Origin of the sequence: Synechococcus sp. FACHB-909 (genome assembly GCF_014698945.1) — a bacterium.
Lineage (GTDB): Bacteria > Cyanobacteriota > Cyanobacteriia > PCC-6307 > Cyanobiaceae > Cyanobium.
Window position 1 is genome coordinate 85,248 of the sequence record NZ_JACJTY010000009.1, and the last position, 26,775, is coordinate 112,022.

The following is a 26,775-nucleotide window of genomic DNA, read 5'->3' on the forward strand; positions in this document are numbered from 1 at the left end:
GGATTCCCAAGGAGCCTGATCTGCAGTGCTTTGCGATCGAGAGAATCAACGGGCACAGGTCAGCGAGATCCGACTTTTGACTAGAAATAATCCTTAGCAACTTACCCCCAATTCCGCCACGATTTCAGCAGAGAGCATGGCAATCGCATGAAGCTTTGCTGAATATCTTTCGTGCATCACGTGCCATGGCCAAGCGCTTCATCAGCCGCGGAAGGCCTTCCGCTCTAGCGCTGTGCCTCGATCACCAGCACCCCGGGGAGATCGGATCCGAGCACCCCGTACTTCCAGCTGGCCATGTGGTGAATCCGCGCCTCGGCGAAGCCGGCGGCGCGCAACTGGTCGAGCACTTCCCAGCCAGGAATCCGATACACGAGCGAGCCGCCCACCGGCCGGATCGGATCGCCATGCCGCTCGGGCTCCCCGATGAGTTCCGGCAGACCCGTTTCCGTGTTGTGCCGGGCCTTCACGATCGATTCCCGCTGACCGAAGGCCAGCGGGCAGGTGGCCACCAGCCGCCCACCCGGCCGCAGCACCCGGGCGATCTCCCGGAAGGCGACCTCCAGCTGGGGCACGTGCTCGAACAGCTCGTTGCACAGCACCACGTCGAAGCGGGCCTCCGGGAACGTCAGGGCGCAGAGGTCCTGGTGCAGGAGATCGCTGCCGGCCAGTTCCGCGCCCTCCAGGTATTCGCTGCAGACGAGCGAGCCCGCCCCCAGCCGGCGCTGCAGCCACAGGGCCAGGCCGCTGAGCGCCTCCGCCAGGTACACCTCCTGGCGGGCCAGGGCGTCCAGAGATCCGCAGGCCTGCTCCAGCACCCGAAGCACGGCCCGGTTGCGGCTCAGCAGGCCGTTGGCCACCAGGGATTCCCGATAGTTCGGCCCCTGGATCTGCAGCGCCTCCGGCGGGATGTGCTCGCCCGTGAGGGGTTCGAGCAGTCCCAGCGTCTGCGTCACGGCGACGCACTCGTCCAGCAGGCTGCCCTGCTGGAGCAGGTCGGCGAGCTCCGGCTGAAACGCTTCGAAGCTGGTGTAGCTGCGCTGCAGATCGTGCAGGGCGAGCACCTTCTCGCCGGGCATGAGCTGCGGGCGGATTCCTGCCTGCACCAAGGCTCTTTCGCCAGTATGGGCTGAAGGCTAGGGAGGGGTGGCCGGCGGCGCCATCATCCCGTTCTTGGCTTTGCTCGGCCTGTCCGTCCTCCCCGGCATCAACCGCTCTGTCGTCTGATGCCGGGCCTGACCATCTGCGGGGGCTGAGCAGCCGATCGGGGACGGGCGACGCTCCGCGCTGGAACGGCTCCGCAACGGCTGCAGACCCGCATCTCAGGGGGTTGCTTGCCTCGCGTTGGCGCCAATGAAGTCTGTACAGGCTGTACACAACCCGGAACCATTCGCGGCCCGACCTTCGCTGGTCCGATCAACGGGAACTGGGTATGGCTCGCCGGGCTCGACCCCGTTCCGGCCGTCATCCCCAGCCGGCACGGCGCCGGAGCGCGTCCGCCGCCGCTGGGGCCCCGGCCAGCTCCAGGCCCTCCGCCAGGCTGAGCAGCGTCGCCTGACGCTGGCTCAGGGCCACAGCCTCCTTCGTCGCTCCCAAAGCCTCGGCATGGGCGAAGGCCAGCCCCGCCTGCTGCTGCTGCTGCCGCTCCTGGGCCGAGGGCTCGATCCGCTGGCTGAGGGCCACCCCGTAGCGCAGCCACTCCGCCGGATCGTGACTCTCCAGCGGGTGGGCCGCGATGACCGCCTGCCAGTCGGTGGTCATGCCGGTTGGGTCGCTGCCGGTTGTCTCACTCATGGTCGGCAGTCCTCCAGCCACCCCACCAGGGGGGAGGCCCCGGCCACCGCCAGCACTCCGAAGCGGCTGCCGATGGCCTGGGCCAGCGGCAGCCGATAGGCCCCACCGGTCGCCAGCAGCACCGTGAACGGACGCTCCCGGTGGAGGACCTCCACGTCCGCCAGCAGCGCTTCCAGGCTGTGTTCGAAACCGGCCGCCGGCCGGTGGGGGTGGCGGCTCTCCGGCACCTCCAGACAACGCAGACCGAAGGCCCCGCCCGCAAACAGGCGGCCGGCCCGGTGGGCCTCCTGCAGCGCCTCGGAGCCATGCCCCACCAGCACCACCTCGGCCCCGCCGAGGAGCTCCAGCAAGGCGGAACCCTGGGGGGGTTGGCGCAGGCGGCCCGGCCGGCCCTGCAGCTCCCAGGGCAGCCAGAGGCCCTGGGTCGCGGCATCTGCACTCCACACCTGGGCCTGCAGCAGGGCCTGCAACGCCGGCCGGGCCCAGTGGCGCAGGCTGTCGAGGGGTGTCTGGGTCGTCGCGTAGAAGCCGTCTTCCACTTCAAAGCGCCGCAGCACCTCTATCGCCCCCGGCAGGGCCGTCCCGACATCGGTCGCACCAGTGGCCCAGAACGCGTCGTCGTGGTGGCGGCGCCGCAGCTCGGCCAGCGCCTCCTCCAGGGGTTCGGCGGCCCCTGCGGCGTGACGCAGCACCATCAGCTCCAGCGGATCCAGCTCCACCACCAGGGCGCCCGGGCGCCACTCCACTGCCGGCAGCGGGGCGATCTGCGGCCCCAGCCGCTCCTGCCAGAGCGTCGCCGCCCGCCGCAGCACCCTCAGGGCGTCATCGCCCGGTGGCAGCCCACCCTCCCCCAGGCTCTCCACCAGGCTGGTGATCGGATGGTCGGCCTGCCGGCCGCTGTTCTGCCAGGGCTCCAGAAACGCCGCCAGGGCCCCGGTCACCCCCTCACCGTCGCCCGTGAGGAATGGCGCCAGGGAAAACACCTCCCCCGCCTGCGACGGATCGGCCGCCGCCGCTACCAGTCGCAGGGGCGGCGAGGCCGCAGCGGCGCCAACCCCGTCGTCGTCATCGTCGAGCCACTCCGCCTCCAGCACCTCGCCGGGGGCGCCGCCCACCGCGCCGCGGCCCTGCGGCAGCAGCTCCAGGCTGAAGCGCGCCCGCAGCAGCGCCGCCTCGAAGGCCGGGCGCCGTTCCGCCGCCACCGGCAGCCGGCCCACCCTTGCCACCAGCTGGGCCAGTTCGCTGGCGCTGATCCCGCCGGCGCCCGGCAGCGCGTCGATCACCCGGGCCAGGGCGCTCTGGCACCCCACAGCGACCCAGTCCGGCAGGGGATCCAGCAGCCGGCTCAGCCGCAGAAACAGATCCAGGCAGGGCCCGGCGGCGGCCCCATCGGTGCCGATCCGCTGCTGGAAGGCCAGGGCACCGTGCTGCACCAGCTGCTGCTCCAGCACAGGCAGCCAGTCGGGCACGGGCCAGGGGTGGGGCGCCGCCCGCTCCAGCACCTCCGCCATGCGCAGGCAGAGCGCCCCGTCGCCGGCCCGTTCGGGGGCCCCGAAGTCCGGCGTCTGGCCATCGCGGGGGATCACCTGCCCATGGACCTGCACCGTCAGCTGGCCCAGCAGATCCCCGTAGCGCTCCCACAGCACCGCCGCCACCTCCGGCCGCGCCGGCGCCAGCTCGATCACGTGCGCCAGCAGGAGGTCGTGGGCGGTCAGGGCCGCCTCCGGCTCCTGTCGCTCGAGCGCCTCCCGCAGGGCCACCGCCGCCAGCTCGGTCAGTTCCCCCAGAAGGGGATCCTCCGGCGCCCGACCCGCCGTCTCGGCCCGCAGCGCCGCGATGAGGCGATGGTGCTCGGCAGGAGACAGATCCAGCTGCCGCAGCACCCGCAGCGGCACCCAGACGCCAGGCTCGCCGCCACCGCCGCCGGCGCTGTCCATGGCGACACGAGACAAAGCGGTAGGGCGGCAATAACGTTCCGCCAACGATTCCAGCATGGCTGCGATGCTCGCCGAGCCGCCCGGCACCCTGGAAGATTCCACCGCCTCCCTGACGGAGCTACGGCGCCCTGGGCTGGTGGGCCGGCTCGAGGGCTGGAGCCCCGAGGGGGGCCTCAGCGGCTGGGCGTGCGCCTGGCCCCTGCACGCCCAGGCGGCCCCCCTGCGCCTGCACCTGGTGCTCGAGGATCTGCTCGATCCCGGCCAGCGACGGGTCATCGCCGAGCTGATGGCCATCCAGGCGCGGCCCGACCTGCTCGCCCTGGGCATCGAGCAGCCCTGCGGCTTCCGCTTCTGGTGGGGCCCCACCCACCCCCTGCCCCCCTTCTCCCAGGGACTGGTGCTGCGGGTGCTCGCCGACGGGACAGGGACCGAACTGCCCGGCAGTCCCCTGCGGCTGGATGCCGCCACCCACGGGCGGATCGAGCACCAGCGCCGCCACGGTCCCATCCGCGAAGGCGCCCTCACCCAGCTGCAGATGCCGCTCCTGCACGGCTGGGGCCGCGGCCCCGAGCCCGTGCAGCTGCGCCTCGACGGTGGCACCTGCCTGCCCATCACGCCCCCCGAGCCGCTGCCCGAGGCTCCCTGGCCGTTCCAGCTGCTGCTCCCCGGCGCCCTCGCCGACGGCGCCGTGCACCATCTCCAGCTGGAGACTGCCGCCGGCCTGGTGCTGGACCAGCGCTACGAGCTGCTCCCCTTCCACCTCACCCCCTGGGCGGCCCTGCAGCGGCACGCCCGGCCCCCCTTCCCTGACGAGCTCTCCCCCCTCGCCCGCGAGCGCTACCGCAGCCTGCGCACCTGGCTCGCCTGGGCCGACAGTGACGGCACGCCCCTGCCCCCCGACCTGCCCCTGCTGCAGCGCCTGCTCGAGCTCCCCCTGCCCCGCACGGAAGGGGCGCCGGTGGCCGTCGGCCCCAGCGAACCGGGACCCGACGGCAGCGCCACGGTTCGCCAACCCCTGCGGCTGCCGATCGCGGCGGATCCGCGCGTGTCGATCGTGATCCCGGTGCATAACCAGTACGGCGTCACCCGCCGCTGCCTGGCGGCGATCGCCTATGCCCCCACCCGCATCCCGTTCGAGATCGTGGCGGTCGACGACGGCTCCAGCGACGGCACCGCCGAGGCCCTGACCGCCGACGCCCCCGGGGTGCGCCTGATCCGCCACGACTTCGCCCGCGGCTTCAACCAGGCCTGCTGCAGCGGCGCCGCCGCCGCCCGCGCCCCCTTCCTGGTGCTGCTCAACAACGACACCGAACCCTGCGCCGGCTGGCTGGAGGAACTGCTCGATCCCTTCGAGCGCTGGGCCGACACCGGCATGGTGGGGGCCCAGCTGATCTACCCCGACGGCACCCTGCAGGAGGCCGGCGGCATCGTCTGGGGCAACGGCGAACCCTGGAACTACGGCCGCGGCGGCAACCCCCACGACCCCCGCGTCGCCTACGCCCGCCAGGTGGACTACGTCAGCGCCGCCGCCCTCGCCATCCCCCTTGAGCTCTGGAAGCGGATCGGTGGCTTCAGCCCGGAGTTCTCCCCCGCCTACTACGAGGACACCGACCTGGCCTTCAAGGTGCGCCAGGCCGGCCACACCGTGCGCTACAGCCCCCTGGCCAGGGTGATCCACCACGAGGGCCTCAGCTGCGGCACCGACACCCAGGCCACCAGCGGGCTGAAGCGCTTCCAGGCGGTCCACGGCCCCGTCTTCCAGCAGAAGTGGGCCGCCGCCTTCGAGGGCAGCCGCGAGCCCGGCCACGCCGCCGCCGAAACCATCAAGGACCGCGGCATCCTCGGCCGCGCCCTTTGCCTCGATCAGGAAACCCCCCGGCCCGATCGCGATGCCGGCAGCCATGCGGCCCTGGTCGAGATGGGGCTGCTCCAGGAGCTGGGCTGGAAGGTGACGCTCCTGCCCCTCAACCTGGCCTGGCTGGCCAGCTACAGCGAGGAGCTCCAGCGCCGCGGCATCGAGCTGATCCATGCCCCGTTCGTGCTCTCGCTCGAGGCGTTCCTGCAGGAGCGGGGCCGGGAGTTCGAGCTCATCTATCTCACCCGCCACACCGTGGCGGCCCAGGCCCTGCCGCTCATCCATCGCTATGCCCCCCAGGCCCGGCTGATCTTCTGCAACGCCGACCTGCACCACCTGCGCCAGCTGCGCGCCGCCCGCGCCGAGGGACTCGAGGGCGACGCCGCCCGCCGCGCCCTGGAAGCGGTAGAAGAGGTGAAGCGCCAGGAGCTGGCGGTGATGCGGGAGGTGCACCTGACCTTCAGCTATTCGGAGGTGGAACGGGCGGTGATCGAGGCCGAAACCCTCGGCGAGGCCGCCACCGCCCCCTGCCCCTGGGTGGTGCAGGGCCCGGAGGCCCCCGCCCCCCTCGAGGGCCGCAGCGGCCTCGCCTTCCTGGGCAGCTACGGCCACCCCCCCAACCGCGACGCGGTCGAGGCCTTCCTGGTGCAGGCGTGGCCCCTGCTGCTCCAGCAGCGGCCGGAGCTGCGCCTGCATCTGTATGGCAGCGGCCTCGACGACTCCACCGCTGCCCGCTGGGGCGCCGAACCCGGGGTGATCGTCGAGGGCTGGGTCGCCGATCCCGCCACCGTGTACGCCCGCCATCGCCTGTTCGTGGCCCCGCTGCGCTCCGGCGCCGGCCTCAAGGGCAAGGTGGTGGCCGCCGCCGCCCACGGCATTCCCCAGGTGCTCAGCCCCCTGGCCGCCGAGGCCACCGGCCTGCGCCACGGCCAGGAGGTGCTGATCGCCCGCAGTCCCGCGGACTGGCGGGAGGCCGTGCTGCATCTCATCGCCGACGACGACGCCTGGCGCGCCATGGGTGCCGCCGCCTTCGCCTATGCCCGGGACACCTGGAGCCAGGAGCGCGGCCGGGCCCTGATGGCCGACGCCCTGGCCCGCCTCGATCTGCCCCACCGGAGCCCCGCGTGATGAGCACCGCCCGCGACACCCTGCCCGAACCCCTGTCCGGCCTGCGGGAGCCGGCCGTGGTGGAGCTGCCCCCCGGCCGCCCCTGGCTGGCCCTCTCCGAACTCAACCGCCTGATCCGCCAGCAGAGCCAGGCCCGACCCCTGGCCCGCGCCTGGGTGCTCGACCAGCTCGTGCACGCCATTCCCCTGCCCATCGAGGAGGAGAAGGCCCTGATGGCGGCGTTCCTGGAGCGCCGGGGCATCACCGACGACGACCAGGTGCCCGGCTGGCTGCAGGAGCGCGGCCTGGTCTTCGACGACCTTCGCATCCTCGCCACCCAGAATCAGCGCCTGCAGCGCCTGGTGCGCAGCCGCTGGAACGAGGAGGTGGAGGTGCGCTTCCTGCAGCGCAAGCCCGAGCTCGACCAGGTGGTCTATTCCCTGCTGCGGGTCGAGGGCGAGGACCTGGCCGCCGAGCTCCATCACCAGATCGCCGAAGGGGAAGCCGACTTCGCCGATCTCGCCCCGCTCCACTCCAGCGGCCCCGAGCGCCACTGCCGCGGCCAGATCGGCCCCCTGCCCCTGGCCACCGGCCACCAGAGCCTGGTGAGCCGCCTGCGCCGCGGCCGCCCCGGCCAGCTGTTCGAACCTTTTCAAGCGGGCGAGAGCTGGGTGGTGCTGAGGCTCGAACAGTTCCTGCCCGCCGAGTTGAACGAAGCCACCAGGGAACGCATGATGGGCGAACTCTTCGAGGAATGGCTCGAGCAGCGGGTGCGGCTCCTCCTCGAAGGCCAGCCGCTGCCGCCCCTCGACGCGATGCTCGCCCTGCTGCAGGAGGACGGCACCCCATGACCTCCTCCCCCGGGGCCATCAGCGGCCTGCTGAACGACTTCAGCCCCTTCGACCGCCTGCCGCCCGCCCGCCGCGACGCGATCGATCCGCTGCTGGAGCCCCTCCGCTTCCGCATCGGCCAGACCGTGCTGCGCCCGGACGTGCAGCCCGAGGGCCTGCTGCTGCTCTGCAGCGGCCAGCTGCGCAGCCTCGGCCCCAGCCCCAACGGCCGGGGGCTGCGCACGATCGAACGCCTGGGTCCCGGTTCCCTGGCGGGCTGGGCCGGCCTGCTGCGCGGCGATCCCTGCGAACATCTGCGCGCCACCACCGACGTGGAGGCCCTGCAGCTCCCCGCCGCCGCCTTCCGCGACCTGCTTGGGGGCCATCCTGACTTCGCCGCCTGGTTCGCCAACCGGCCCAGCGCCGCCGAGCTCCACACCCTGCTGCTGGCCCTGGCGAAACGGGATCCCCTCGGTGAAGCTCTCCTCGACGACTGGCCCCTGCCCGCCGACCAGGTGCGCGTCCGTAGCCTGCGGCCCGGCGGCCCCACGGAGCTGGGCCTGCCCCCCGGTTTCCGCTGGTACGCCAGCAGTGGCCTGCCCCTGGCCGAGCCCTGGTCCGACCGACCCCTGGCGGCCCCCGGCCCCGAGGCCCCCTGGCTGCGGCTGGTGGGCCTGGCGATCCCCCACGAGGCGGAAACCCCGATCACCCTGGGCGCCGACCCCCTCCCCCCGACCCTGCTCCCCAGCGTGGAGGGGGCCGGCGCCAGCTACGCCCCGCCAGTGGAGCCCCCACCCCGTCGGGCCGCCGACCGCAGCGGCCAGCTGGTGCTGGGCCGGGCCAGCGGCCCCCGCGCCGTGCCCATCGCCCTCTGCCAGGCCCTGGCCGATTACTTCGGGGTGCCCCTGAACCCCGATGCCCTGGCCGATCAGGTGGACGCCATCCTGCAGCGCCAGGACCGGCTCAACCTGGTCAACATCGGCCAGATCATGGACACCCTCGGCCTGCGGGTGGTGCTCTCCCGGGTGCCCGCCAGCCGCCTGGGGCGGGTGCCCGCCCCGGCCCTCCTGTACCAGAACGGCCATTTCGGCCTGCTCGACGGCGTCGAAGCCGATGGCCGCGCCCGCCTGCTGGAAGCCGAACTCGGCGCCCTGCTGGTGCCGGCCGATGAGCTGGTCACCCACGAGGGGGGCCTGGTGGAGCTGCTGCTGTTCGACCGCAAGCCCGATGCCAAGCAGCGCCGCTTCGACTGGAGCTGGTATGCCCCCTTCCTGCGCCAGCACCGCCGCGAGCTGATCGAGGTGCTGGTGGCCTCGGTGGTGATCAACGCCCTGCGGCTCGTCTTCCCCCTCGGCCTGATGGTGCTGATCCAGAGCGTGGTGGCCAGCCGCAACATCGGCGCCCTGGTGAGCATCGCCAGCGTGATGCTGCTGGCCGCCCTGGTGGAGAGCATCTTCAAGACCCTGCGCAGCTTCCTGTTCACCGACCTGGCCAACCGGATCGACCTGGACGCCAAGGCGACGATCCTCGACCACCTGGTGCGCCTGCCCCAGGGCTTCTTCGATGCCCGACCCGTCGGCCGGATCACCTTCTACTTCTCCCAGCTCGACCGCCTGCGCGATTTCCTGCTCGGCCAGACCCTGCCCACCCTGGTGGATTTCGCCTTCAGCCTCATCTACATCGCAATCCTGTTCGCGATCAGTCCCCTGCTTACCCTGGTGACCCTGGCCACCCTGCCCCTGATCGCCGCCGTGGGCCTGGTCAGCAATCCCCTGGTGCGCAGCCAGATCAACCGCACCATGGCCCAGGCCGTGCGCGCCTCCAGCTTCCTCACCGAAGCCATCACCGGGATCCAGACGATCAAATCCCAGAACGCCGAACTCAAGACCCGCTGGGAATTCCAGAACCGCTACGCCGCCTACATCGGTGAGGATTTCAAGCTCAAGGTGACCCGCGAATCGATCGCCAACCTCTCCAACTTCCTCAGCAACCTGGGGCAGCTGGTGGTGATCGCCGTGGCGATCTGGCTGATCATCAAGGGCGACCTCAGCCTCGCCGCCCTGTTCGGCTTCAACATCCTCTCCGGCTACATCCGCCAGCCCCTGGTGCAGCTGGTGGGCACCTGGCAGGACTTCCAGTTCAACACCCAGGCCCTGCGGATGGTGGCCGATGTGGTCGACCGCGACACCGAGCAGACCCGCGAGCAGGCCAGCAACATCCCCCTGCCCCCGCTCCAGGGGCGGGTCCAGTTCGTGGATGTGGGCTTCCGCTTCAGCGACCAGGGCCCCCTGGTGCTCGACGGGGTGGATCTGGAGATCCCCGCCGGCTCCTTCGTGGGCCTGGTGGGCGGCTCCGGCAGCGGCAAATCCACCCTGCTCAAGCTGCTCTCCCGCTTCTACGCGCCGGAGCGGGGCAGCGTCCTCATCGATGGCCTCGACATCGGCAAGGTGGAGCTCTATTCCCTGCGCCGGCAGATCGGCGTGGTGCCCCAGGATTCGCTCCTGTTCGACGGCACCATCCGCGAGAACCTGCTGATGGTGAAGCCCGATGCCACCGCCGCCGAGATGATGCGCGCCGCCCGCATCGCCTGCGCCCACGACTTCATCATGCAGATGCCCCAGGGCTACAACTCCAGCGTCGGCGAACGGGGCGCCGGCCTCTCCGGCGGCCAGCGCCAGCGCCTCGCCCTGGCCCGGGCCGTGCTCCAGAACCCCCGGATGCTGATCCTCGACGAGGCCACCAGCGCTCTCGATGCCACCACGGAGCGCCAGGTGTGCATCAACCTGTTCGAGGCCTTCCGGGGCCGCACCGTCTTCTTCATCACCCACCGCCTCTCCACCGTCCAGCCCGCCGACCTGATCGTGCTGATGGACCGCGGCGCCGTGATGGAGCAGGGCAGCCACCGCCAGCTGATGCAGCTGCGCGGCTGGTACTACGCCCTCTACCGCAGCCAGAACCAGGAGGGACTCAGCTGATGGCCACCCCACCCCGCTCCGCCGATCCCGCCTCCCGGCTCGTGGCCCTGATGGAGGACTGCGTCGGCTGGCTGCGCTCCCCCCGGGCCAGCCGCCGCCCGGTGATGCCGGTGCGGGTCGATCTGGTGGGCCGGAACGCCCCGCCCAGCGCGGCTTCCCCCGGGGTGGCCCCACCAGCCGCGACCACCCCAGCCACCCCTGGGGCCCCGGCCGAGGGGAGACCCGTGGCCGCCCCGGAGGCGGACCACCCCTTCGGAGCCGGCTTGGCGGCCGGCGACGGCGACGCCCCGCCTGAATGGTCGTTCCGCGAGACGGTGGTGCTGCGCAAGAGCCGCCGCAGCTCCAGCCTGCTGGTGTGGGCCGGGGTGGGGGGCGTGGTGGCCCTCGGCCTCTGGAGCGTCACCGCGCCGATCGCCGAAACCGTGGCGGTCCCGGGCAAGCTCGAGCCCTCCACCACCGTCAAGGACGTGGATTCGCCCGTGCCCGGCGTGGTGGAAGCCGTGCTGGTGAAGGAGGGCCAGTCGGTGAAGAAGGGCCAGCCCCTGATCCGCTTCGACCTGCGCGAGCCCCGCAGCAAGCTGGCCGCCGCCGAGAGCATCCGCGAGCGGTTGCTCAACGAGAACCTCGTCGCCCGCGCCACCCTCGGCGAGGACACCGCCACCGCCGGCCTCACCGCCAACCAGCGCAGCCAGCTGCAGGATCGCGCCCGCGAACTCAACAGCCGCCTCGAGGCCGCTCGCGAGGAACTGGCCAAGAGCAGCACCCGCCTGGCCGGCTACCGCGATTCCCTGCGCATCTACAGCGACATCGAGCGCCGCTACCAGTCCCTGGTGCGCGACGGCGCCGTCAGCGAGGTGCAGCTGCTCGAGGCCCGCAACCGGATGCAGGACCTCCAGACCAGCGTGGCCGAGGAGGAGCGCGAGATCGCCCGGCTGCGCTCCCAGCTGGTCAACACCGGCTCCGGCACCGACGTGGAGCTGCGCACCACGATCGAGACCAACCTGCGCCAGATCAGCGATCTCGACGCCCAGATCCGCCAGGCCCGCCTGCAGATCCAGTACGGCGTTCTGACGGCTCCCACCGATGGCCTGGTGTTCGACGTCGAGGCCAGTGCCGGCAGCGTGGTCGGCGCCACCGAGACGACGCCCCTGCTGAAGGTGGTGCCCCAGGACTCCCTGCGGGCCAAGGTCTACCTGCCCAACAAGGCCATCGGCTTCGTGCAGGTGGGCCAGAGCGCTGACCTCTCGATCGAGACCTTCCCCGCCAACAGCTTCGGCTACGTGCCGGCCACCGTGCAACGCATCGGCTCCGATGCCCTCACCCCCGAGGAGCAGACCCAGGTGCTCGGCACCCAGGCGGAGGGCCTGCACTTCCCGGTCATCCTCCAGCTCCGGCGCCAGACCATCCCCCTGCCCGACAAGGGCAGCGTGCCGCTCCAGGCCGGCATGGCCCTGACCGCCGACATCAAGCTGCGGGAACGGCGCGTGATCAGCCTGCTCACCGGCCTGTTCGAGGATCAGCGCCGCAACCTCCAGCGCCTGCGATCCAATTGAGCACCAGGCCCCAGGGCGACTGGTGGCGCTTCGTGCCACCCGAGCAGCGCCGGCGCCGGCGCTTCAAGGCCTGGCGGCTGCGCTGGAAGGAGCGGCTGCGGCAGCGCTGGCTGGCCATCACCATCGCCTTCCTGGCCTACGGGCTGGTGCTGCTCTGGCTGCTGCTGCACCTGCCACCGGTTGTGACCCTGCTCGCCCTGGCCCCGATGCTGCTGGTGCCGCTGCTCGGCTACCTCACCTACTGGCTGCTGTGGAAGGAGTTCCACGAATGAGGCCGGCCCATCGCCATGGGGCCAGCGGGCCGGGGTCCCGCCGCCCTCAGCTCTTCACGTAGAGGCTGGGCAGGGCCCCCAGCAGCCACTGGGGCATGAACTGCTCACCGCCGGCGAAGCCGATCTTGCCGGGGGGGTAGAAGGGCAGCACCGCCAGCACCACCTGGGTGGCCTTGGGGCGGGTCATGTTGCGCACGTAGTGGGCCAGCTGGGAGCGCAGCTGCCGGTCCTCCTCCGCCAGGGGGGTGGCGGCATAGCCGCTGCGCAGGAACTTGCGGTAGAGGTCGCCGAAGGTGCTCTCGAACAGGGGCTGGAGCCGCTCCTCGGGCGTGTCCAGCCAGATCTGGCCCAGCTGGCGCCGGAAGCTGCCCAGTTCCTGGCGGATGGCGCCATCGTCGGGGTCGATCTCGAACAGGTTCACCAGCCCATTGAGGCGGGTGAGGAACTCCTCGCTGCCGGTGAGCTGGAGGGCCTGGGCGCCGGTGAACGACGACAACTGGGGCAGCGGCGGCGGTGTCTCGGGCTCCACACCCGCCGCCCGCACCGCCCCCGCCGGTGCCAGGGCCTTGCGCTCCAGGGGGCTGGGCTGGCGCAAACGGGGCAGAAGTTCCGGCTCGAACAGGCTGGCGTAATCCTCAAGGAGCCAGGTGGGCAGATTCTGTTCGCACTTGCGCACTTTCATCTTGCCGCGGCGGAAATAGGGCATCACCGCCAGCACGATGTTGGCCATTTCCGGGCGATCGAAGCCGCCCGACAGGCGCTCGGAGAGATGGTCCCTCCAGGCCTCCTCATCGCGCAGCAGCGGTTGGCTGGCCAGCTCAGTGCCGATCATCCGGCGGTAGCTGTCACCGACCGCGGAGCCATAGAGAAGCTCCAGGGCATCGATCGGGGCACTCAGCCAGAACTTCGACAGGCACTGCCGGGCCAGGCGGGCCTCCGCCAGCCGTGAGGGAGTGGCTTCATGGGCGTAATCCATGAAGATCGTGCCCAGCCGCGCCGCCGACCATGGCGTGATCTGGGGCCGGCGATCCATCTCCATCGGGACGGTGCCAGGATCACTCACCAGAGTATCCAGAAGACCACCATCTTTTTCAGGCTTTCTTTCACCCCAACTCACCGTATCCCGGCGTCCGAACAGACGGCTCCAGAGCGACATGACGCAGGTCAGGTACTTGCAGCGGGATTGTAATAGCGTTGTCAGATGGAACTGTTGCTGATCCATCAGAACCATCCCGGCCAGTTTCGTGATCTGACACCCGCCCTCGAACGCCGCGGCCATCGCCTGCTCGGCCTGGGCGCCACACCCAGGGCCGGGGTCCCCCGGCTCCACTACGACTGGCAGGCGCCGGTGCTCCCCGCCGGGCTGGCCGACCCGCTGCTGGAGGCCAACCTGCGCCGGGCCGCCCGGGTCCAGGAGCGCTGCCTGCAGCTGCGGGGGCAGGGCTACCGCCCCGACGCCGTGATCGGCCACAGCGGCTGGGGGGAGCTGCTCTACCTGCGCGACATCTGGCCGGAGGCGGTGCTGATCGCCTACCCCGAGCTCTATGCCAGCCCGCTGCTGCTCGGCTACGGCTTCGATGACGACCTGGGCGAACCCTCCCACGCCCTGCGGGCCCAGTGGCGCCGGGGCAACCTGATGGGCCTGGCGGCGGTGGCCGACGCCGACGCCTGCGTCGTGCCCACCCGCTTCGCCCGCGACACCTTCCCGCCGCACCTGCGCGGCCGCTTCCAGGTGCTGCACGAAGGCATCGCCCTGCCGGCCCCCGCCTCCGGCGCCATCAGCCTGCAGCTGGAGGGCGGCCCGACCCTGACCAAGGGGGATCCTGTGATCACCGTCGCCAGCCGCAACCTCGAACCCCTGCGCGGCTTCCGCAGCGTCCTGCGGGCCCTCCCCGCCGTGCTCGCCGCCCGGCCGGATGCCCGGGCCGTGATCGTGGGCGGCACCGACAGCGGCTACGGGGCGCCCTCGTCCCATCCCGACGGCCACAAGGGTGAACAGCTGGCCCTGCTCGGCCACCAACTGCCCCTGGATCGGGTCCATTTCCTGCCGCCCCTGCCGCACCGCGAGCTGCTGGCCCTGTTCCGCATCAGCGCCGCCCACGTCCACCTCACCTACCCCTACGCCCTGTCCTGGAGCGTGCTGGAGGCGATGGCCTGCGGCACCCTCGTGGTGGGCTCCGACAACCCGCCGCTGGACGAGGTGATTCAGCACGGCCACAACGGGCTGCTGGTGCCCTTCAACGAACCCGACCGGCTGACCGAGGTGTTGCTGGCGGTGCTTGCCGATCCGCCTGCTTTCGCGGCGATGGCCGAAGCCGGCCGCGCCACCGTCGCCGCCCGCTACGAGGTGAACCGGGCCGCCGAGGCCTTCGAGGCCCTGATCCTCAGCCTGCGGCTGCTGCCCTGAACGCCGCCGCTGCCTCGACCGCCGCCGCCTGCAGCACCGCCGCCACCACCGGAAGCCAGTCGCGATCCTCGCCCTGGCGGAACAGGCGCAGGCTCGGGTACCAGGGGCTGTCCTGGCGCTGCCGCAGCCAGCGGGGATCGGCGCTGAAGGGGAGCAGCACCCAAGCCGGATGGCCCATGGCACCGGCCAGGTGGGCCATGGCCGTGTCCACCGTGATCAGCAGATCGGTGCTGGCCAGCACCCCGGCCGTGGCCAGAAAGTCGCCGTCCGGGGGGATGGCATCGCCGAACAGGGATGCCACGGGCTCCGCCATCTCCCGGTCTTCGCCCTGCTGCTGCAGCACCGGCTCCCACCCCTGCGCCACCAGCCCCTCCACCAGCCGCACCAGGGCGGCGGCCGGCAGGGTGCGCTTGCGGTACTCCCGCCGGGTGAAGCCGTCGGCGAGCTTGCGGCCGCTGGCCCAGGTGAGACCCACCCGTGGCGGCCGGCCCCAGCCGTCGGCGGGCCTGGCCGGGGCCAGCCCCCGCAGGTAGGTGCCCCGACCATCCGGCCCCGGGGGCTGGGGACAGGGGGCCCCGCCGAGGGCCGCCGGCAGCGACAACAGGCTCACCAGGTCCCTGGCAGGGGCTGGCTCCGTCCCGTCGCCGCCCGAGCCATCTCCGTCAGGATCGTCCCCGCCCGTCGCTGGCCTGGTGCGCACCTCCGGCGGCTGGGGCAGCCAGGCCAGACCCCGGCGCAGCAGCGCCACCAGCGACGGCTCCACCTCCAGCACCACCGACTGGCCCCGGGCCGTGGCCTGCTCGAGCAGCGGGGGGATCCAGCGCAGGTACTGGAGGCCATCGCCCAGGCCCTGCTCGGTGCGCACATGCAGCACCGGGGCGCTGGCCACCACCGCCGCCACGCCACCCTCCGGTCCGGGGGCCATGCCGGGCAGCTCGAAGCGGCGTTCGGCCAGGGCATAGGCCTCGTCGTAGGACTCCAGCCCGATCAGCAGGGCGGCATGGTTGCAGGCCAGGGCGGGGTTATCCCCCCGCTGGCGGCTGGCCCGGAAGGCCCGGTCGGCCGCCTCGAAGCGGTTCAGATCCCGGAGGCTGTTGCCCAGGCCCATGAACGGGGCCGGGCTGTCCGGCTGCAGCAGGGACGCCCGCCGGTAGAGCTCCAGGGCCTCCTCCGGCTGATCCGAGAGCCAGAGGGCATTGGCGGCCCGCAGCAGCAGCGGAGCCGGCGCGTCAGCGGTGCCGACCAGCTCCTGATAGATGCAGGCGGCTTCGCACCATTCCTGCCGGCGCTCCGCCGCCTCCGCTTCCTGAAGGACCTGATCCAGGTCGAAATCGCCGGGAAGGACTGACATGACAGGAATCCTGAACCGGCAACCAGGCTGCGGCAACAATGTATCTCCTGAAGGCCTTGGTGCAGACAGCATCGATGCAACAAAGTCAGAACAAAGTCGGCTTTAAGGTTTCAACCTTTCGCGGTGAATTGTTCAAGAAGTATGACGGAAAACGAAGCCTGGGATACACATAACCCCCAAACCAGCCCCCTAGGGTCTCGATCAAATAACCGGCATCTTTTGTCGAATGGCTTCCTCCGATACCCTTTCGATCTTCGTGCCGGACCCCGGCACGACGCTCACCCAGACCACGAGCAGCGGCGCCCGGGTCTTCACCAGTCAGACCGGTGACGTCACCAACTCGCGGGTCTTCCCCAACAAGGGCCGCAGCATTGAGGATGTCGGCATCAGGGAGTCCTCCTCCGGTGACACCCGCACCACGTTTTCAGGTGCTTCCAAGGACACCTCCTACCTCGGAAACGCCGATGACAACACCGTTGTCTTCACTGGTGACGCCAGAAACACGTCCATCAGCACCGGCGCTGGTGACGACACCCTGATCGCCACCGACATCAACAGAGGCACCATCTCCCTGGGCAGTGGTGACAACACCGCCATCACCGGAGCCCTGAAGAACACCACCTTCACCGCCGGCAGCGGTGCCGACAGTTTCACCATCACCGACAGGGCCGATTCCGTCCGAATCAGTGCCGGTGCCGGCGACGACACCCTGATCTTCGGCGGCAGGGTCTCCGACTCCACAGTCCTGCTCGGCCAGGGCGCCGATGTGCTGGACTTCTCCGCCCGGGTGCAGAACACCTGGATCGATCTCGGCAACGATGCCAACGTCGATCAGGTCTCCTTCTTCAGCAAGGGGGACATCGGCAGCGGCACCCAGATCTTCGGGGCCGGCGATGGCGACCTGCTCATCATCGGCGGCGAAGAATACGTCTTCGATGACAGCCAGACGGCCTTCATCTCCACCAAGGGCGACTCCATCACCTTCGGCTGATGACCCCAGCAGCCACCCGTGGTCACCTTGGAACAGGCCCGATTCGCCCGTAACTACGTCACCTGCCTGGAGAAGGGGGACCTGGCCGCCGCCAGGTCCCTGCTCCTTCTCTGGAGCAAGACCTACTTCTCGGACCTGCCCGCCTGCCCCAGCCGCCGCGATCTCACCAATCCCGACCTCTGGGGCTGCCTGGCCCAGTACGCCTCCCTCAGCGGAGACCGTTCCCCCGTCGACGACTACTGGCGGCGGCTGGATGGCATCACCCCCTACACCCCAACAACGGGCGCCATCCCGCTGCTGGGGGTGCCGATCCTCAACCGCCCCGATCTGCTGCAGCGCCTGCTGGACAGCCTCGACCACCCCGTCGAGACCCTCGCCATCGTCGACAACAGCATCGGCTCCGGGCTGGCCGACAGCGACGCGCTGCAGCGGCTGCTGGCCCGGCTGGAGCGGCAGCCCCCCGCCGGCGTCGCCCGGGTGCGGGTCGCGCGGCCCTTCGGCAACCAGGGGGTCGCCTCCAGCTGGAACGCGATCCTCTCGTCCTTTCCGGAGGCCGGTTTCGCCCTGCTGGTCAACAACGACGTGGTCTTCGCCCCGGGCGTGCTGGCGGAAGTGGTTGGGCGGATTGACCCCTCCCGTGCCCAGTTCCTGCCGCTGCTGCCGGCCCCCCAGGAGTTCTCCGCCTTCGCCCTCACCCCGGCCGCCTGGAATCGGGTGGGCCTGTTCGATGCCAACTTCCACCCGGCCTACTGCGAAGACCTCGACTACGCCGAGCGCCTGCGCGGCTGCCCCACCATCGAGTGGATCGCCCCGGAGGCCCTGCAGCGGCTGCAGCAGCAGGCCAACCCCGTCGCCAGCGCCACCATCGCCAGCGACGCCCGGCTGAAGGCCTGCAATCGCACCACCTTCCTGCTCAACAGCCTCTGGCTCCACAGCCGGCGACGTCTCGACCAGCCCCACCGCGGCACCTGGATGCGCCGCTGGCTGAGCCAGTGGGACCTCGAAGCGGCCCCTGCACCGGCGCCTGAACCCGTCGGTCCTGTCGGCGCGGGGCGGCCGTGAACACCCTGCCCCGCCTGATGCGCCGCTTCCGGGACGAGGATCTCGGCCCACGGCCCCGGATCGTGGTGCTCGGCGCCGCCAAGCTGGGCAACTATGTGGTGCTCCAGCCGCTGCTGCGGGGACTGCGTCACAAGTATCCCGATGCCCTGATCACCTACGTGGGCAGCCAGCGCACCCAGGAGCTGGAGCGGCTCAATCCCTGGATCGACGCCAGCCTTCCCCTGGCGGAGCAGGGCCCGGCGGCCCTGCCGGCCTTGCGGCAGTGGCGCCGGACCCTCCCGGAGCAGGGACGGGGCGACGGGGTGGATCTGGTGATCAACGCCGACGGCCACGCCTCCCACAGCCCCGCCTGGGCCCAGGCCCTGGAGCCCCGTTTCGTGGTCGGAGCGGCGCCGATCCCCGACGGCGACCACCCCCTCCACGCCCTCGCCCTGGATCCCCACTGGGCCAGTCCCTCCCTGGTGGAGCGCTACTGCGGCTGGATCGGCAGCAACAGCATCCGAGAACTGCACTGCCGCATCGCCTGGGTCGACACGGAATTCGAGCGGCTGGAGCTGCCCGCCGAGCCCGCTCCGCCAGGGCTGCCGCCGGTGCTGATCGCCGTGAACGGCGAGCGGCCCGCCAAGCTCTGGCCCCTGGAGCACTGGCTGGTCCTGCTCGAGCGCCTGCACCGGGAGATGGACCTGCCGGCCGGATCGATCGGCCTGATCGGCGGCCCTCCCCCCGCCGAAGCGCGCCGGCCGGGTGACCGGCTCGAGCGGGCCCTGCTGGCCCGCACCGGGGTGCGGGATCTGCGCGGGCGCCTCAGCCTGCCGGCGCTGGTGGGGGCCCTGGCCCGCAGCCGGCTCTGCATCGCGGTGGACTCCGGTCCGCTGCACCTGGCCGCCGCCGCCGGCTGCCCCACGGTGGCCCTGTTCGGCACCGACGCCGACGGCATCGGCGCCAGCCCCCGGGATCTCTGGGCCCCCCGGGCCGACCACGTCTGGGTCAGCCGCAGCCGGCAGCGCTGCGGCGGCTGCCTCCAGGTGCGCTTCGAGAACCCCGCCTGCCCGCTGGAGCGTCACGCCTGCATGGACGGCCTGCCGCCCGATGCGGTGTGGCCCCTGGTGCAGCAGGCCTGGCAGCGGAACGGGACCCGGAGCGGAGCCCCCTGCGGGACGCCCGGCTGAACGCCGCCGGGACGCCCTGCGCCCCTCGGCCGTCACTCAGGCTGCTTGCCCGCCATCAGGGTTTCGATCTTGCGGATCCGCTGCAGGGTGGTCTGCCACACCTCCAGCTGGAAGGCCCGCTCCCCGTCGCCCGCCGCCACCGCCCGGCGGCAGTCCTCCACCAGCGCCTCCAGGTCCTCACGTCGCTCGAAGGCTTCCCAGAGCTGGCGCTCGATCCGGGCCCGCTCGATGAAGTTCCAGCGCTGCAGCCACGACATGGGAAGGGATCGGTGTGGCCCCAGTTAAGCCAGCGGGGAAGGCGGCCGGGGATGGGACACTGGGAGCCCACGAACCCGATGGGGGAGCCGCGCGTGAAGGCCATCAGCGTTCTGGGCTCCACCGGATCGATCGGCACCCAGACCCTGGAGATCGCCGAGGAGTTCCCCGACCGCTTCAAGGTGGTGGCCCTCACCGCCGGCAACAACCTGGATCTGCTGGTGGAGCAGATCCTGCGCCATGCCCCGGAGGTGGTGGCCCTGGCCGATGCCGGCCGCCTCGGCGAACTGGCGGGCCGCCTGGCGGACCTCGAACCGGCCCGGCGTCCCGCCCGTCTGCCCGAGCTGCTGGGGGGCTCCGACGGCCTCTGTGCCGCGGCCGCCTGGGCCAGCGCCGATCTGGTGGTGACCGGCATCGTCGGCTGCGCCGGGCTGCTGCCCACCCTGGCGGCGATCCGCGCCGGCAAGGACCTGGCCCTGGCCAACAAGGAAACCCTGATCGCCGCCGGCCCGGTGGTGCTGCCCGAACTGCAGCGCAGCGGCAGCCGGCTGCTGCCCGCCGATTCGGAGCATTCGGCCCTGTTCCAGTGCCTGCAGGGCACCCCATGGGCGGACACCGCCCGCCTCTCCACCGGCGTGCCGACCCCGGGTCTGCGGCGGATCCAGCTCACCGCCTCCGGCGGCGCCTTCCGCGACTGGCCCGCCGCCGATCTGGCCAAGGCCACGGTGGCCGACGCCACCAGCCACCCCAACTGGAGCATGGGCCGCAAGATCACGGTGGATTCGGCCACCTTGATGAACAAGGGGCTGGAGGTGATCGAGGCCCACTACCTGTTCGGCCTCGACTACGACCACATCGAGATCGTCATCCACCCCCAGAGCATCATCCACTCGATGGTGGAGCTGGCCGATTCCTCGGTGCTGGCCCAGCTGGGCTGGCCCGACATGAAGCTGCCCCTGCTCTACTGCCTCAGCTGGCCGGAACGGCTGGAAACCCCCTGGCGGCGGCTCGATCTCACCGCCGTGGGCCAGCTCACCTTCCGCGCCCCCGACCGGGAGAAATACCCCTGCATGGCGCTGGCCTACGCCGCCGGCCGGGCCGGAGGCACCATGCCGGCGGTGCTCAACGCCGCCAACGAGCAGGCGGTGGCCCTGTTCCTGGAGGAGGCGATCCCCTTCCTGGCCATCCCCGAGCTGATCGAGCGGGTCTGCGACCGCCACCGCGCCGATCACCACGGCACCCCTTCCCTCGACGACGTGCTGGCGGTGGACGGCTGGGCCCGCCAGGCCACCCGCGAAGCCGCCGCCGCGCACCGCAGCCACCCGGCGCCGGCCCTGCCGGCGTGAGCGGGGTCCAGCACCACCTGCTGCTCTGCGCCACCCCCACCAAGGCGCTCTGCGGCGATCCGGCCGTCGGTGCGGCCAGCTGGAACCGCCTCAAGCAGCTGGTGCGGGACCTGGGCCTGGAGGACCCCGGCCGTCCCCAGGGGGTGGTGCTCCGCACCAAGGCCGACTGCCTGCGCGTCTGTTGCGAGGGCCCGGTGCTGCTCATATGGCCGGAAGGCCTCACCTACGGGGGTGTCACCCCCGAGCGGATCGAGCGCATCGTCCACGAGCACGTCATCGGCGGGGTGCCGATCGAGGAGTGGATCGTGCGGCGCACCCCCTTCAGCCGTCCCCTTCCGCCTGACTGAGGCGCTTCAGCCAGCTCACCGCCAGGCGATCGGCCCAGCAGGCCGGTCCGTCGCCGGGGGCATGGAAGCCGTTGTGGCCGCCATGGGGCGTGATCACCACCGTGGGAACCGGTGCTGCGCCGGCGCCGGCGCGGCCGGACAGCGCGGCCGCCAGCTGGCGCAGCGGACTGGCCGGCACCCAGGGGTCGTCGCCGGCATGGAGCAGCAGGGTGGGGGGCAGGGGCCGGCCCGCGATCAGGGGCGCCAGGGGGCTGGCGGCGTCGTAGTAGGCGGCCACCGAGCCGAAACCCCAGCGCGGGGCGGTGATGGCCGCATCGAAGGCCCGGATCGTCCGGGCCCGGCCGGGTCCCGCCAGCGCCCGGCGTTCAGCCTCCTTCAGCCCGCCCGGATCGGCCAGGGTCTGCTCCCGCAGGCGCTGCATCAGCCAGCGCTGGTACACCCGGTTGCGGCGGCGCTCGAACTGGACGGCGCAGACATGGAGCTCCAGCGGGCTGCTGACACAGACCAGGCCATCGAAGGCCAGCCCGGCCAGGCTGCCGTTGAGCAGCACCGTGCCGCCCAGGGAGATGCCGGCGCCGAACAGAGGCCGGCCGGCGGCGAGCTGCCGGGCCAGGGCCACGGCGGGGCGCAGATCCTCGTTGCAGCAGGCGCAGTAGGTGCCCCGGGCGAGCGGCCGGCCCCGCCCGGCCCCCCGCAGGTTGAGCCGCAGCACGGCGAACCCCTCGGCCACCAGGGCCAGGGCCAGCCGGCGGGGGCCGGGGCCGTCACTGGAGCCCCCCAGCCCGTGCATCACCAGCACCAGGGCGGCCGGCGCGGCGCCGGAGGGGCGGTCCAGCAGCCCCAGCAGCTGGCCGCCATCGGCCAGGGGGATGGTCAGCGGTTCGGCCCGATCGGGGGGGAAGCGCAGGGGACGCAGGGTGTCCCGCAGGGTCTGCAGATCCCCCCCGATCCAGGGGGAGCGCTGGCGGAAGGGGCTCAGGCCGAGGTGGTCGGGGAGCTGGGACACGACCGGGGCCCCACCCTCAGGCCGCCACCTTCACCTTGCCCACGCCCATGGAGCGGAGCTCGCTGAGCAGGCCGTTGAGCACCGCCTTGGCATCCCCGAACACCATGGCGGTCTGGGGCATCTCGAACAGGGCGTTGTTGATGCCCGCATAGCCCGCACCGAGGCTGCGCTTGACCACGAACACCTGGCGGGCCTGGTCCACCTCCAGCACGGGCATGCCGTACAGGGGGCTGGTGGGGTCGTTCTTGGCCTGGGGATTCACCACGTCGTTGGCCCCCAGCACGATCACCACGTCGGTGCGCGGGAACTCGGGGTTGACCAGATCCATCTCCAGCAGCTGCTCGTAGGGCACGTCGGCCTCGGCCAGCAGCACGTTCATGTGGCCGGGCATGCGTCCCGCCACCGGATGGATGGCGTAGCTCACCTCCACCCCATGGCTCTCAAGCAGCTTGGCCAGCTCCCGCAGGGAATGCTGGGCCTGGGCCACGGCCAGGCCATAGCCCGGCACGAACACCACCCGCTCGGCCTGCTCCAGGGCCATGGCGCATTCCTCGGCGCTGCAGCTGGTGATGCGGGTGTAGCCCGCCTCGCTGCCGCCGCCGCCAACGGCCCCGGCGCTGGCCCCGAGGGCACCGCCGAAGAGCACCGACACCAGGGAGCGGTTCATGGCGGTGCACATCACCTGGGTGAGGATCAGGCCCGCCGCCCCCACCATGGCGCCGGCCACGATCAGCAGCTGGCTGCCCACCACGAAACCGGCCGCCGCCGCCGCCACCCCGGAATAGGAGTTGAGCAGGGAGATGACCACGGGCATGTCGGCCCCGCCGATGGGCAGGGTGACGCCGATGCCCAGCAGGGTGGAGCCGCCGATCAGCAGCCAAAGGGGCAGGCCGCCGGGATCGCCGGGCAGCAGCAGGGCCGAGACCAGGCAGAGCACCGCCAGGGAGATGTTGACGCCGTGGCGCAGGCGGCTCTGGGTCCAGCCGGGGGTGTCCAGCCAGCCCTGGAGCTTGGCCATGGCCACGATCGAGCCGCTGAAGGTGATGGCACCGACGAACACGGACACGGCGATCGACACCAGGGCGACGATGTCGGCGTCACCGGTGTCGAAGATGGCCACGCCCATGGCCACCAGCAGGGAGGCCATGCCGCCGCAGCCGTTGAACAGGGCCACCGTTTCCGGCATGGCGGTCATCGGCACCCGGCGGGCGGTGATCAGACCGGCCAGGCCTCCGGCGGCACTGCCCGCGGCGATCCAGAGCCAGGCGATCGGATCGGGGCGGATCTGGATCAGCAGGCCGACCACGGCCAGCCCCATGGCCAGGGCGGCCAGGCCGTTGGCCCCGCGCGCCGAGCTCACCTTCGAGAGACCCTTGATGCCGAGGGCGAGCAGGAGAACGGCCGCCAGGTCGATGCCGGCGGCGAAAGCATCCATGGAGAAAGTCATCGGCTGTCGCCCTTGCGGCGGAACATGGCGAGCATGCGATCGGTGACGAGGAAGCCGCCGATCACGTTGTAGAGGGCGAAGCCCAGGGAGAGGGCTCCGATCACCAGCAGGGCCGTGTTGTCCCCGGCCTGCTGGATGAGGGTGAGGGAGGCCAGCACGGTGATGCCGCTGATGGCGTTGGCCCCCGACATCAGCGGGGTGTGCAGGGTGGGTGGCACCTTGCCGATCAGTTCCAGCCCCAGCAGGCTGCCCAGCAGGAGCACCCAGAGGGACTGCGTCAGAAGGCTCATGAACGGGCTCCGATGGGGGACAGGCCGGCGGGCTGGACGATGTCGTCCCGGCGGCAGACACCGGCGTGGGTGAAGAGGCAGCCGTCGAGGATCGGATCCTCCGGATCCAGCCGGAAGCCGTCCTCCCCGAGCACGTGCTCGATGAGGGCGGCGATGTTGCGGGCGTAAAGGGCGCTGGCGTGGTTGGGGACGGTGCTGGGCAGGCCGTCGGCCCCGATCAGCAGCACGCCCCGGCGCTCCACCGTGGCCCCTGGGATCGTGCCGAAGCAGTTACCGCCCTGGGCCACGGCCAGATCGACCACCACCGCGCCTGGCCGCATGCCGTCGAGCATCGCCTCGCTGATCAGGCGCGGCGCCGGCCGGCCGGGCACCAGGGCCGTGCAGATGACCATGTCGGCCAGGGCCAGCTGGTCGGCCAGCTGCTGGCGCTGGGCCGCCAGGAAGGCCTCGCTGGCCTGGCGGGCGTAGCCCCCCACCTCGGCCGGGGCCTCCTCCAGTTCGGGTGGGTCGATGAAGCGCCCGCCGAGGGATTCCACCTGCTCCTTCACCGCCGGCCGCACGTCCGAGACGTAGACCACGCCCCCGAGGCGGCGGGCGGTGGCCAGGGCCTGCAGGCCGGCGACGCCGGCCCCCAGGATCAGCACCCGGGAGGGCTGGATCGTGCCCGCCGCCGTCATCAGCATCGGCACGTAGCGATCGAGGGCCGCCGCCGCCAGCAGCACCGCCTTGTAGCCGGCGATGTTGGCCTGGGAGGAGAGCACATCCATCGACTGGGCCCGGGTGATCCGGGGCAGCAGCTCGAGGGCGATGGCGGAGGCCCGCCGGTCGTTGAGGGTGTCGACCAGGGCCGTGGCGCCGTAGGGGGCCAGCAGCCCCACCAGCAGGGCCCCGGCCTGGAGGCGGGCCAGCGCCTCCGGACGCGGGGGCTGGACACAGAGCACGGCGTCGGCCATCTCCCAGTCCCTGGCCTCCCCGTCCCACAGGTCGGCACCCACGGCGGCGTAGTCGGCGTCGAGGAAGCCGGCCGCCTGGCCCGCCCCCCGCTCCACCTGCAGGGTCGCCCCCTTGGCCACCAGCCGCCTGACCGTTTCGGGGGTCGCGGCGACCCTCCGCTCACCGGGAGCCGTCTCCCTGGGAATCAGCAATTTGACCAACGCGAGGCCACCCACACTTCTTCCGCGATAGACAGACCCGCCGCTGACGGCAAGCAACCGTCAGCCAATGTGCGGACACGCCCACCCGGCCCTGGACGGCCCAGCAGAATCGATGGATGGCGCCACCGTCCTTCGATCTGGGTCTGCGCCGCCAGGCCGGGGCTCCCGGCACCTCGCCGGCGGCCGGCGGCCCCGAACCGCGGGCCTGGCAGCGGCGCCTGATCCAGCTGCTCCGGGCCCGGCTGGTGGCGGCGAGCCCCGGCGGCCAGGACGTGCTCCTCCACGCCGGTCCCGGTGCCGGCAAGACCCTGGGGGCCCTGCTCGCCTTCCGGCAGCTGCAGCGGGAAGGGCGGCTGGAGCGGTTCGTGGTCTTCTGCCACCGCAGCGCCATCGGCCGCCAGTGGGTCAACGCCGCCGCCCGCCTCGGCCTGGACCTGCGGGAATGGGACGCCCCGGGGGGAGCCCCCCCGTCACCGGCCGGCCAGGGCCTGCTGCTCAGCTACCAGGCGGCGGCCCTGCACCGCCTGCGCCTGGAGCAGGAGCTGGGCGACCTGCTGGCGGGCCGGCCCTGGCTGGCGATCGCCGACGAGGTGCATCACCTGGGCGTCGATCCCCTGGAACCGGAGGCCACGGCCTGGGGCCATGCCTTCGGCAGCCTCAGCGGCGGCGCCCAGCTGCGGCTGGGGCTGACCGGCACCCCCTTCCGCGCCGACAACCTGGGCTTCTGTGCCGCCCGCCGGATCCGGATGCACGACCAGGACGGGCCGGCCGAGCGGATCATCCCGGACCTCTGCGTCGAGCCCCGGGCCCTGATCGCCGCCGGTGACGTGCGACCCCTGGAATTCCGCTTCCAGGACGGCTGGGTGGAACACGGGCGTCCGGAGGATGGCCGCGAGCGCGAGACCTCCCCCCTGTCGGCAGAGCAGCGGGAGAGCTGGCGGGCCCGCAACCTGCGTCGGGCCATCCGGCCGGGGGATCGGGGCGGGATCGCCCTGCGGCTGCTGCTCCAGGCCCGCCGCCGCCTGGAGCGGGTGCGGCTGGAGCATCCGGGGGCGGGCGGGCTGGTGGTGGCCCGCGACATCGGCCACGCCGGCGCCATCGCCGACCTGCTGGCCCAGGAGGGGGACCGGGTGCACCTGGTGCACTCCCAGGATCCGGAGGCCGCCCGCCACCTGGCGGCCTTCCAGGCCGGTGACGCCGACTGGCTGGTGAGCATCGACATGTGCGCCGAAGGTTTCGACGCCCCGCGGCTGCGGGTGGTGGCCTACCTCACCACCGTGGTCACCCGCAGCCGCTTCGTGCAGGCGATCACCAGGGCCGTGCGCATGGACGGGGATCGCTCCGGTCAGGAATCCATCCCACGGCGACCGTCCTACGTGTTCGCACCGGCCGATCCGCTGCTGATCGGCTACGCCCGGGGCTGGACCGTGAGCGAGCCCTACGTGATCCGCCCGCGCCCGCCGGAGACGGCCGCCGCCGGGGGCAGCTCACCGGGCAGTGGCGAGCGCCTGCCTCTGCAGGCCCTGGCGGACGACGCCGGGCGGATGATCAGCGTCAGCGGCCCCGTGCTGCCGAACATCGGGCGCCGGTCAGCCTGAAGTCGCCCATCGGCTTAATTTTTGGCTTTGAT

Annotated in this window: 22 protein-coding genes; 12 read left to right on the forward strand and 10 right to left on the reverse strand. The window is 71.9% G+C overall.

All coding sequences use genetic code 11. The features are described 5' to 3' along the window. Positions 1-224: 224 nt before the first annotated feature. From H6G99_RS14080 to H6G99_RS14090, 3 genes are all read right to left on the reverse strand, one after another. A complete protein-coding gene (locus H6G99_RS14080; protein WP_353617255.1) occupies positions 225-1,103 on the reverse strand; it encodes a methyltransferase domain-containing protein in 879 nt (292 codons plus the stop codon). 358 nt (positions 1,104-1,461) lie between these two features. Beyond that, on the reverse strand, positions 1,462-1,791 hold the full coding sequence (locus H6G99_RS14085; RefSeq protein WP_190612141.1) for a hypothetical protein: 330 nt from the start codon (positions 1,789-1,791) through the stop codon (positions 1,462-1,464). Further along, complete coding sequence (locus H6G99_RS14090; RefSeq protein ID WP_190612142.1) at positions 1,788-3,728, reverse strand: hypothetical protein; 1,941 nt, start codon at positions 3,726-3,728, stop codon at positions 1,788-1,790. The genes H6G99_RS14085 and H6G99_RS14090 overlap by 4 nt, the downstream gene beginning before the upstream one ends. A gap of 55 nt (positions 3,729-3,783) precedes the next feature. Between H6G99_RS14090 and H6G99_RS14095 the strand changes: the two genes are divergently transcribed. Genes H6G99_RS14095 through H6G99_RS14115 form a run of 5 tightly spaced genes read left to right on the forward strand, consistent with a single transcriptional unit; the run spans position 3,784 to position 12,320 of the window. Then, the gene (locus H6G99_RS14095; RefSeq protein WP_286191170.1) at positions 3,784-6,711 is read left to right on the forward strand and encodes a glycosyltransferase; all 2,928 of its coding nucleotides are present in this window, start codon (positions 3,784-3,786) and stop codon (positions 6,709-6,711) included. Continuing rightward, on the forward strand, positions 6,711-7,541 hold the full coding sequence (locus H6G99_RS14100; RefSeq protein ID WP_094583947.1) for a peptidylprolyl isomerase: 831 nt from the start codon (positions 6,711-6,713) through the stop codon (positions 7,539-7,541). The genes H6G99_RS14095 and H6G99_RS14100 overlap by 1 nt, the downstream gene beginning before the upstream one ends. Further along, positions 7,538-10,495 (forward strand): ABC transporter transmembrane domain-containing protein, encoded by a 2,958-nt coding sequence (locus tag H6G99_RS14105; RefSeq protein ID WP_190612143.1) that lies wholly within the window; start codon positions 7,538-7,540, stop codon positions 10,493-10,495. The genes H6G99_RS14100 and H6G99_RS14105 overlap by 4 nt, the downstream gene beginning before the upstream one ends. Next, positions 10,495-12,048 carry a beta-barrel domain-containing protein gene (locus H6G99_RS14110; RefSeq protein ID WP_190612144.1) on the forward strand — a complete coding sequence of 518 codons (1,554 nt, stop codon included), beginning with the start codon at positions 10,495-10,497 and terminating at the stop codon, positions 12,046-12,048. The genes H6G99_RS14105 and H6G99_RS14110 overlap by 1 nt, the downstream gene beginning before the upstream one ends. Beyond that, on the forward strand, positions 12,045-12,320 hold the full coding sequence (locus tag H6G99_RS14115) for a hypothetical protein (RefSeq protein WP_094583944.1): 276 nt from the start codon (positions 12,045-12,047) through the stop codon (positions 12,318-12,320). Before H6G99_RS14110 ends, H6G99_RS14115 begins: the two co-directional genes overlap by 4 nt. A gap of 46 nt (positions 12,321-12,366) precedes the next feature. Here the strand turns inward: H6G99_RS14115 and H6G99_RS14120 are convergent, their stop codons facing one another. Then, entirely contained in the window at positions 12,367-13,383 is a 1,017-nt protein-coding gene (locus tag H6G99_RS14120; protein WP_190612145.1) for a hypothetical protein, read from the reverse strand. Positions 13,384-13,530: 147 nt separating this feature from the next. Between H6G99_RS14120 and H6G99_RS14125 the strand changes: the two genes are divergently transcribed. After that, positions 13,531-14,727, forward strand: coding sequence for a glycosyltransferase (locus tag H6G99_RS14125; protein ID WP_190612146.1), 1,197 nt, complete (start codon positions 13,531-13,533; stop codon positions 14,725-14,727). On the opposite strand, the gene H6G99_RS14130 is transcribed toward H6G99_RS14125, so the two are convergent. Next, the gene (locus tag H6G99_RS14130) at positions 14,705-16,078 is read right to left on the reverse strand and encodes a glycosyltransferase family protein (RefSeq protein WP_190612147.1); all 1,374 of its coding nucleotides are present in this window, start codon (positions 16,076-16,078) and stop codon (positions 14,705-14,707) included. The two genes, H6G99_RS14125 and H6G99_RS14130, sit on opposite strands and share 23 nt — an antisense overlap. A 226-nt stretch (positions 16,079-16,304) precedes the next feature. Here H6G99_RS14130 and H6G99_RS14135 point away from each other — a divergent pair, with 226 nt between their 5' ends. From H6G99_RS14135 to H6G99_RS14145, 3 genes are read left to right on the forward strand one after another with little or no spacing between them, the layout of a single operon-like run. Further along, positions 16,305-17,069 (forward strand): hypothetical protein, encoded by a 765-nt coding sequence (locus H6G99_RS14135; protein WP_190612148.1) that lies wholly within the window; start codon positions 16,305-16,307, stop codon positions 17,067-17,069. Between the two features lie 18 nt (positions 17,070-17,087). After that, positions 17,088-18,131 (forward strand): glycosyltransferase family 2 protein, encoded by a 1,044-nt coding sequence (locus H6G99_RS14140; protein WP_190612149.1) that lies wholly within the window; start codon positions 17,088-17,090, stop codon positions 18,129-18,131. After that, a complete protein-coding gene (locus H6G99_RS14145; protein ID WP_190612150.1) occupies positions 18,128-19,300 on the forward strand; it encodes a glycosyltransferase family 9 protein in 1,173 nt (390 codons plus the stop codon). Before H6G99_RS14140 ends, H6G99_RS14145 begins: the two co-directional genes overlap by 4 nt. 32 nt (positions 19,301-19,332) lie before the next feature. On the opposite strand, the gene H6G99_RS14150 is transcribed toward H6G99_RS14145, so the two are convergent. Beyond that, the gene (locus H6G99_RS14150; RefSeq protein ID WP_094583937.1) at positions 19,333-19,557 is read right to left on the reverse strand and encodes a hypothetical protein; all 225 of its coding nucleotides are present in this window, start codon (positions 19,555-19,557) and stop codon (positions 19,333-19,335) included. Positions 19,558-19,650: 93 nt separating this feature from the next. Between H6G99_RS14150 and H6G99_RS14155 the strand changes: the two genes are divergently transcribed. Both H6G99_RS14155 and H6G99_RS14160 read left to right on the forward strand, forming a co-directional pair. Then, on the forward strand, positions 19,651-20,901 hold the full coding sequence (locus H6G99_RS14155) for a 1-deoxy-D-xylulose-5-phosphate reductoisomerase (protein ID WP_094584189.1): 1,251 nt from the start codon (positions 19,651-19,653) through the stop codon (positions 20,899-20,901). Further along, positions 20,898-21,248, forward strand: coding sequence for a (2Fe-2S) ferredoxin domain-containing protein (locus H6G99_RS14160; RefSeq protein WP_094583936.1), 351 nt, complete (start codon positions 20,898-20,900; stop codon positions 21,246-21,248). Before H6G99_RS14155 ends, H6G99_RS14160 begins: the two co-directional genes overlap by 4 nt. Here the strand turns inward: H6G99_RS14160 and H6G99_RS14165 are convergent. From H6G99_RS14165 to H6G99_RS14180, 4 genes are read right to left on the reverse strand one after another with little or no spacing between them, the layout of a single operon-like run. Next, complete coding sequence (locus H6G99_RS14165; RefSeq protein WP_190612151.1) at positions 21,223-22,254, reverse strand: YheT family hydrolase; 1,032 nt, start codon at positions 22,252-22,254, stop codon at positions 21,223-21,225. The genes H6G99_RS14160 and H6G99_RS14165 overlap by 26 nt on opposite strands. 16 nt (positions 22,255-22,270) lie before the next feature. Next, complete coding sequence (locus tag H6G99_RS14170) at positions 22,271-23,701, reverse strand: NAD(P)(+) transhydrogenase (Re/Si-specific) subunit beta (RefSeq protein WP_190612152.1); 1,431 nt, start codon at positions 23,699-23,701, stop codon at positions 22,271-22,273. After that, positions 23,698-23,991: an NAD(P) transhydrogenase subunit alpha part 2 gene (locus H6G99_RS14175; protein WP_015108787.1), complete on the reverse strand. Its 294-nt coding sequence runs from the start codon at positions 23,989-23,991 to the stop codon at positions 23,698-23,700. The genes H6G99_RS14170 and H6G99_RS14175 overlap by 4 nt, the downstream gene beginning before the upstream one ends. After that, positions 23,988-25,145 (reverse strand): NAD(P) transhydrogenase subunit alpha, encoded by a 1,158-nt coding sequence (locus H6G99_RS14180; RefSeq protein ID WP_199297209.1) that lies wholly within the window; start codon positions 25,143-25,145, stop codon positions 23,988-23,990. The genes H6G99_RS14175 and H6G99_RS14180 overlap by 4 nt, the downstream gene beginning before the upstream one ends. Before the next feature lie 116 nt (positions 25,146-25,261). Between H6G99_RS14180 and H6G99_RS14185 the strand changes: the two genes are divergently transcribed. Next, positions 25,262-26,743: a DEAD/DEAH box helicase gene (locus H6G99_RS14185; protein WP_190612153.1), complete on the forward strand. Its 1,482-nt coding sequence runs from the start codon at positions 25,262-25,264 to the stop codon at positions 26,741-26,743. Positions 26,744-26,775 lie beyond the last annotated feature (32 nt).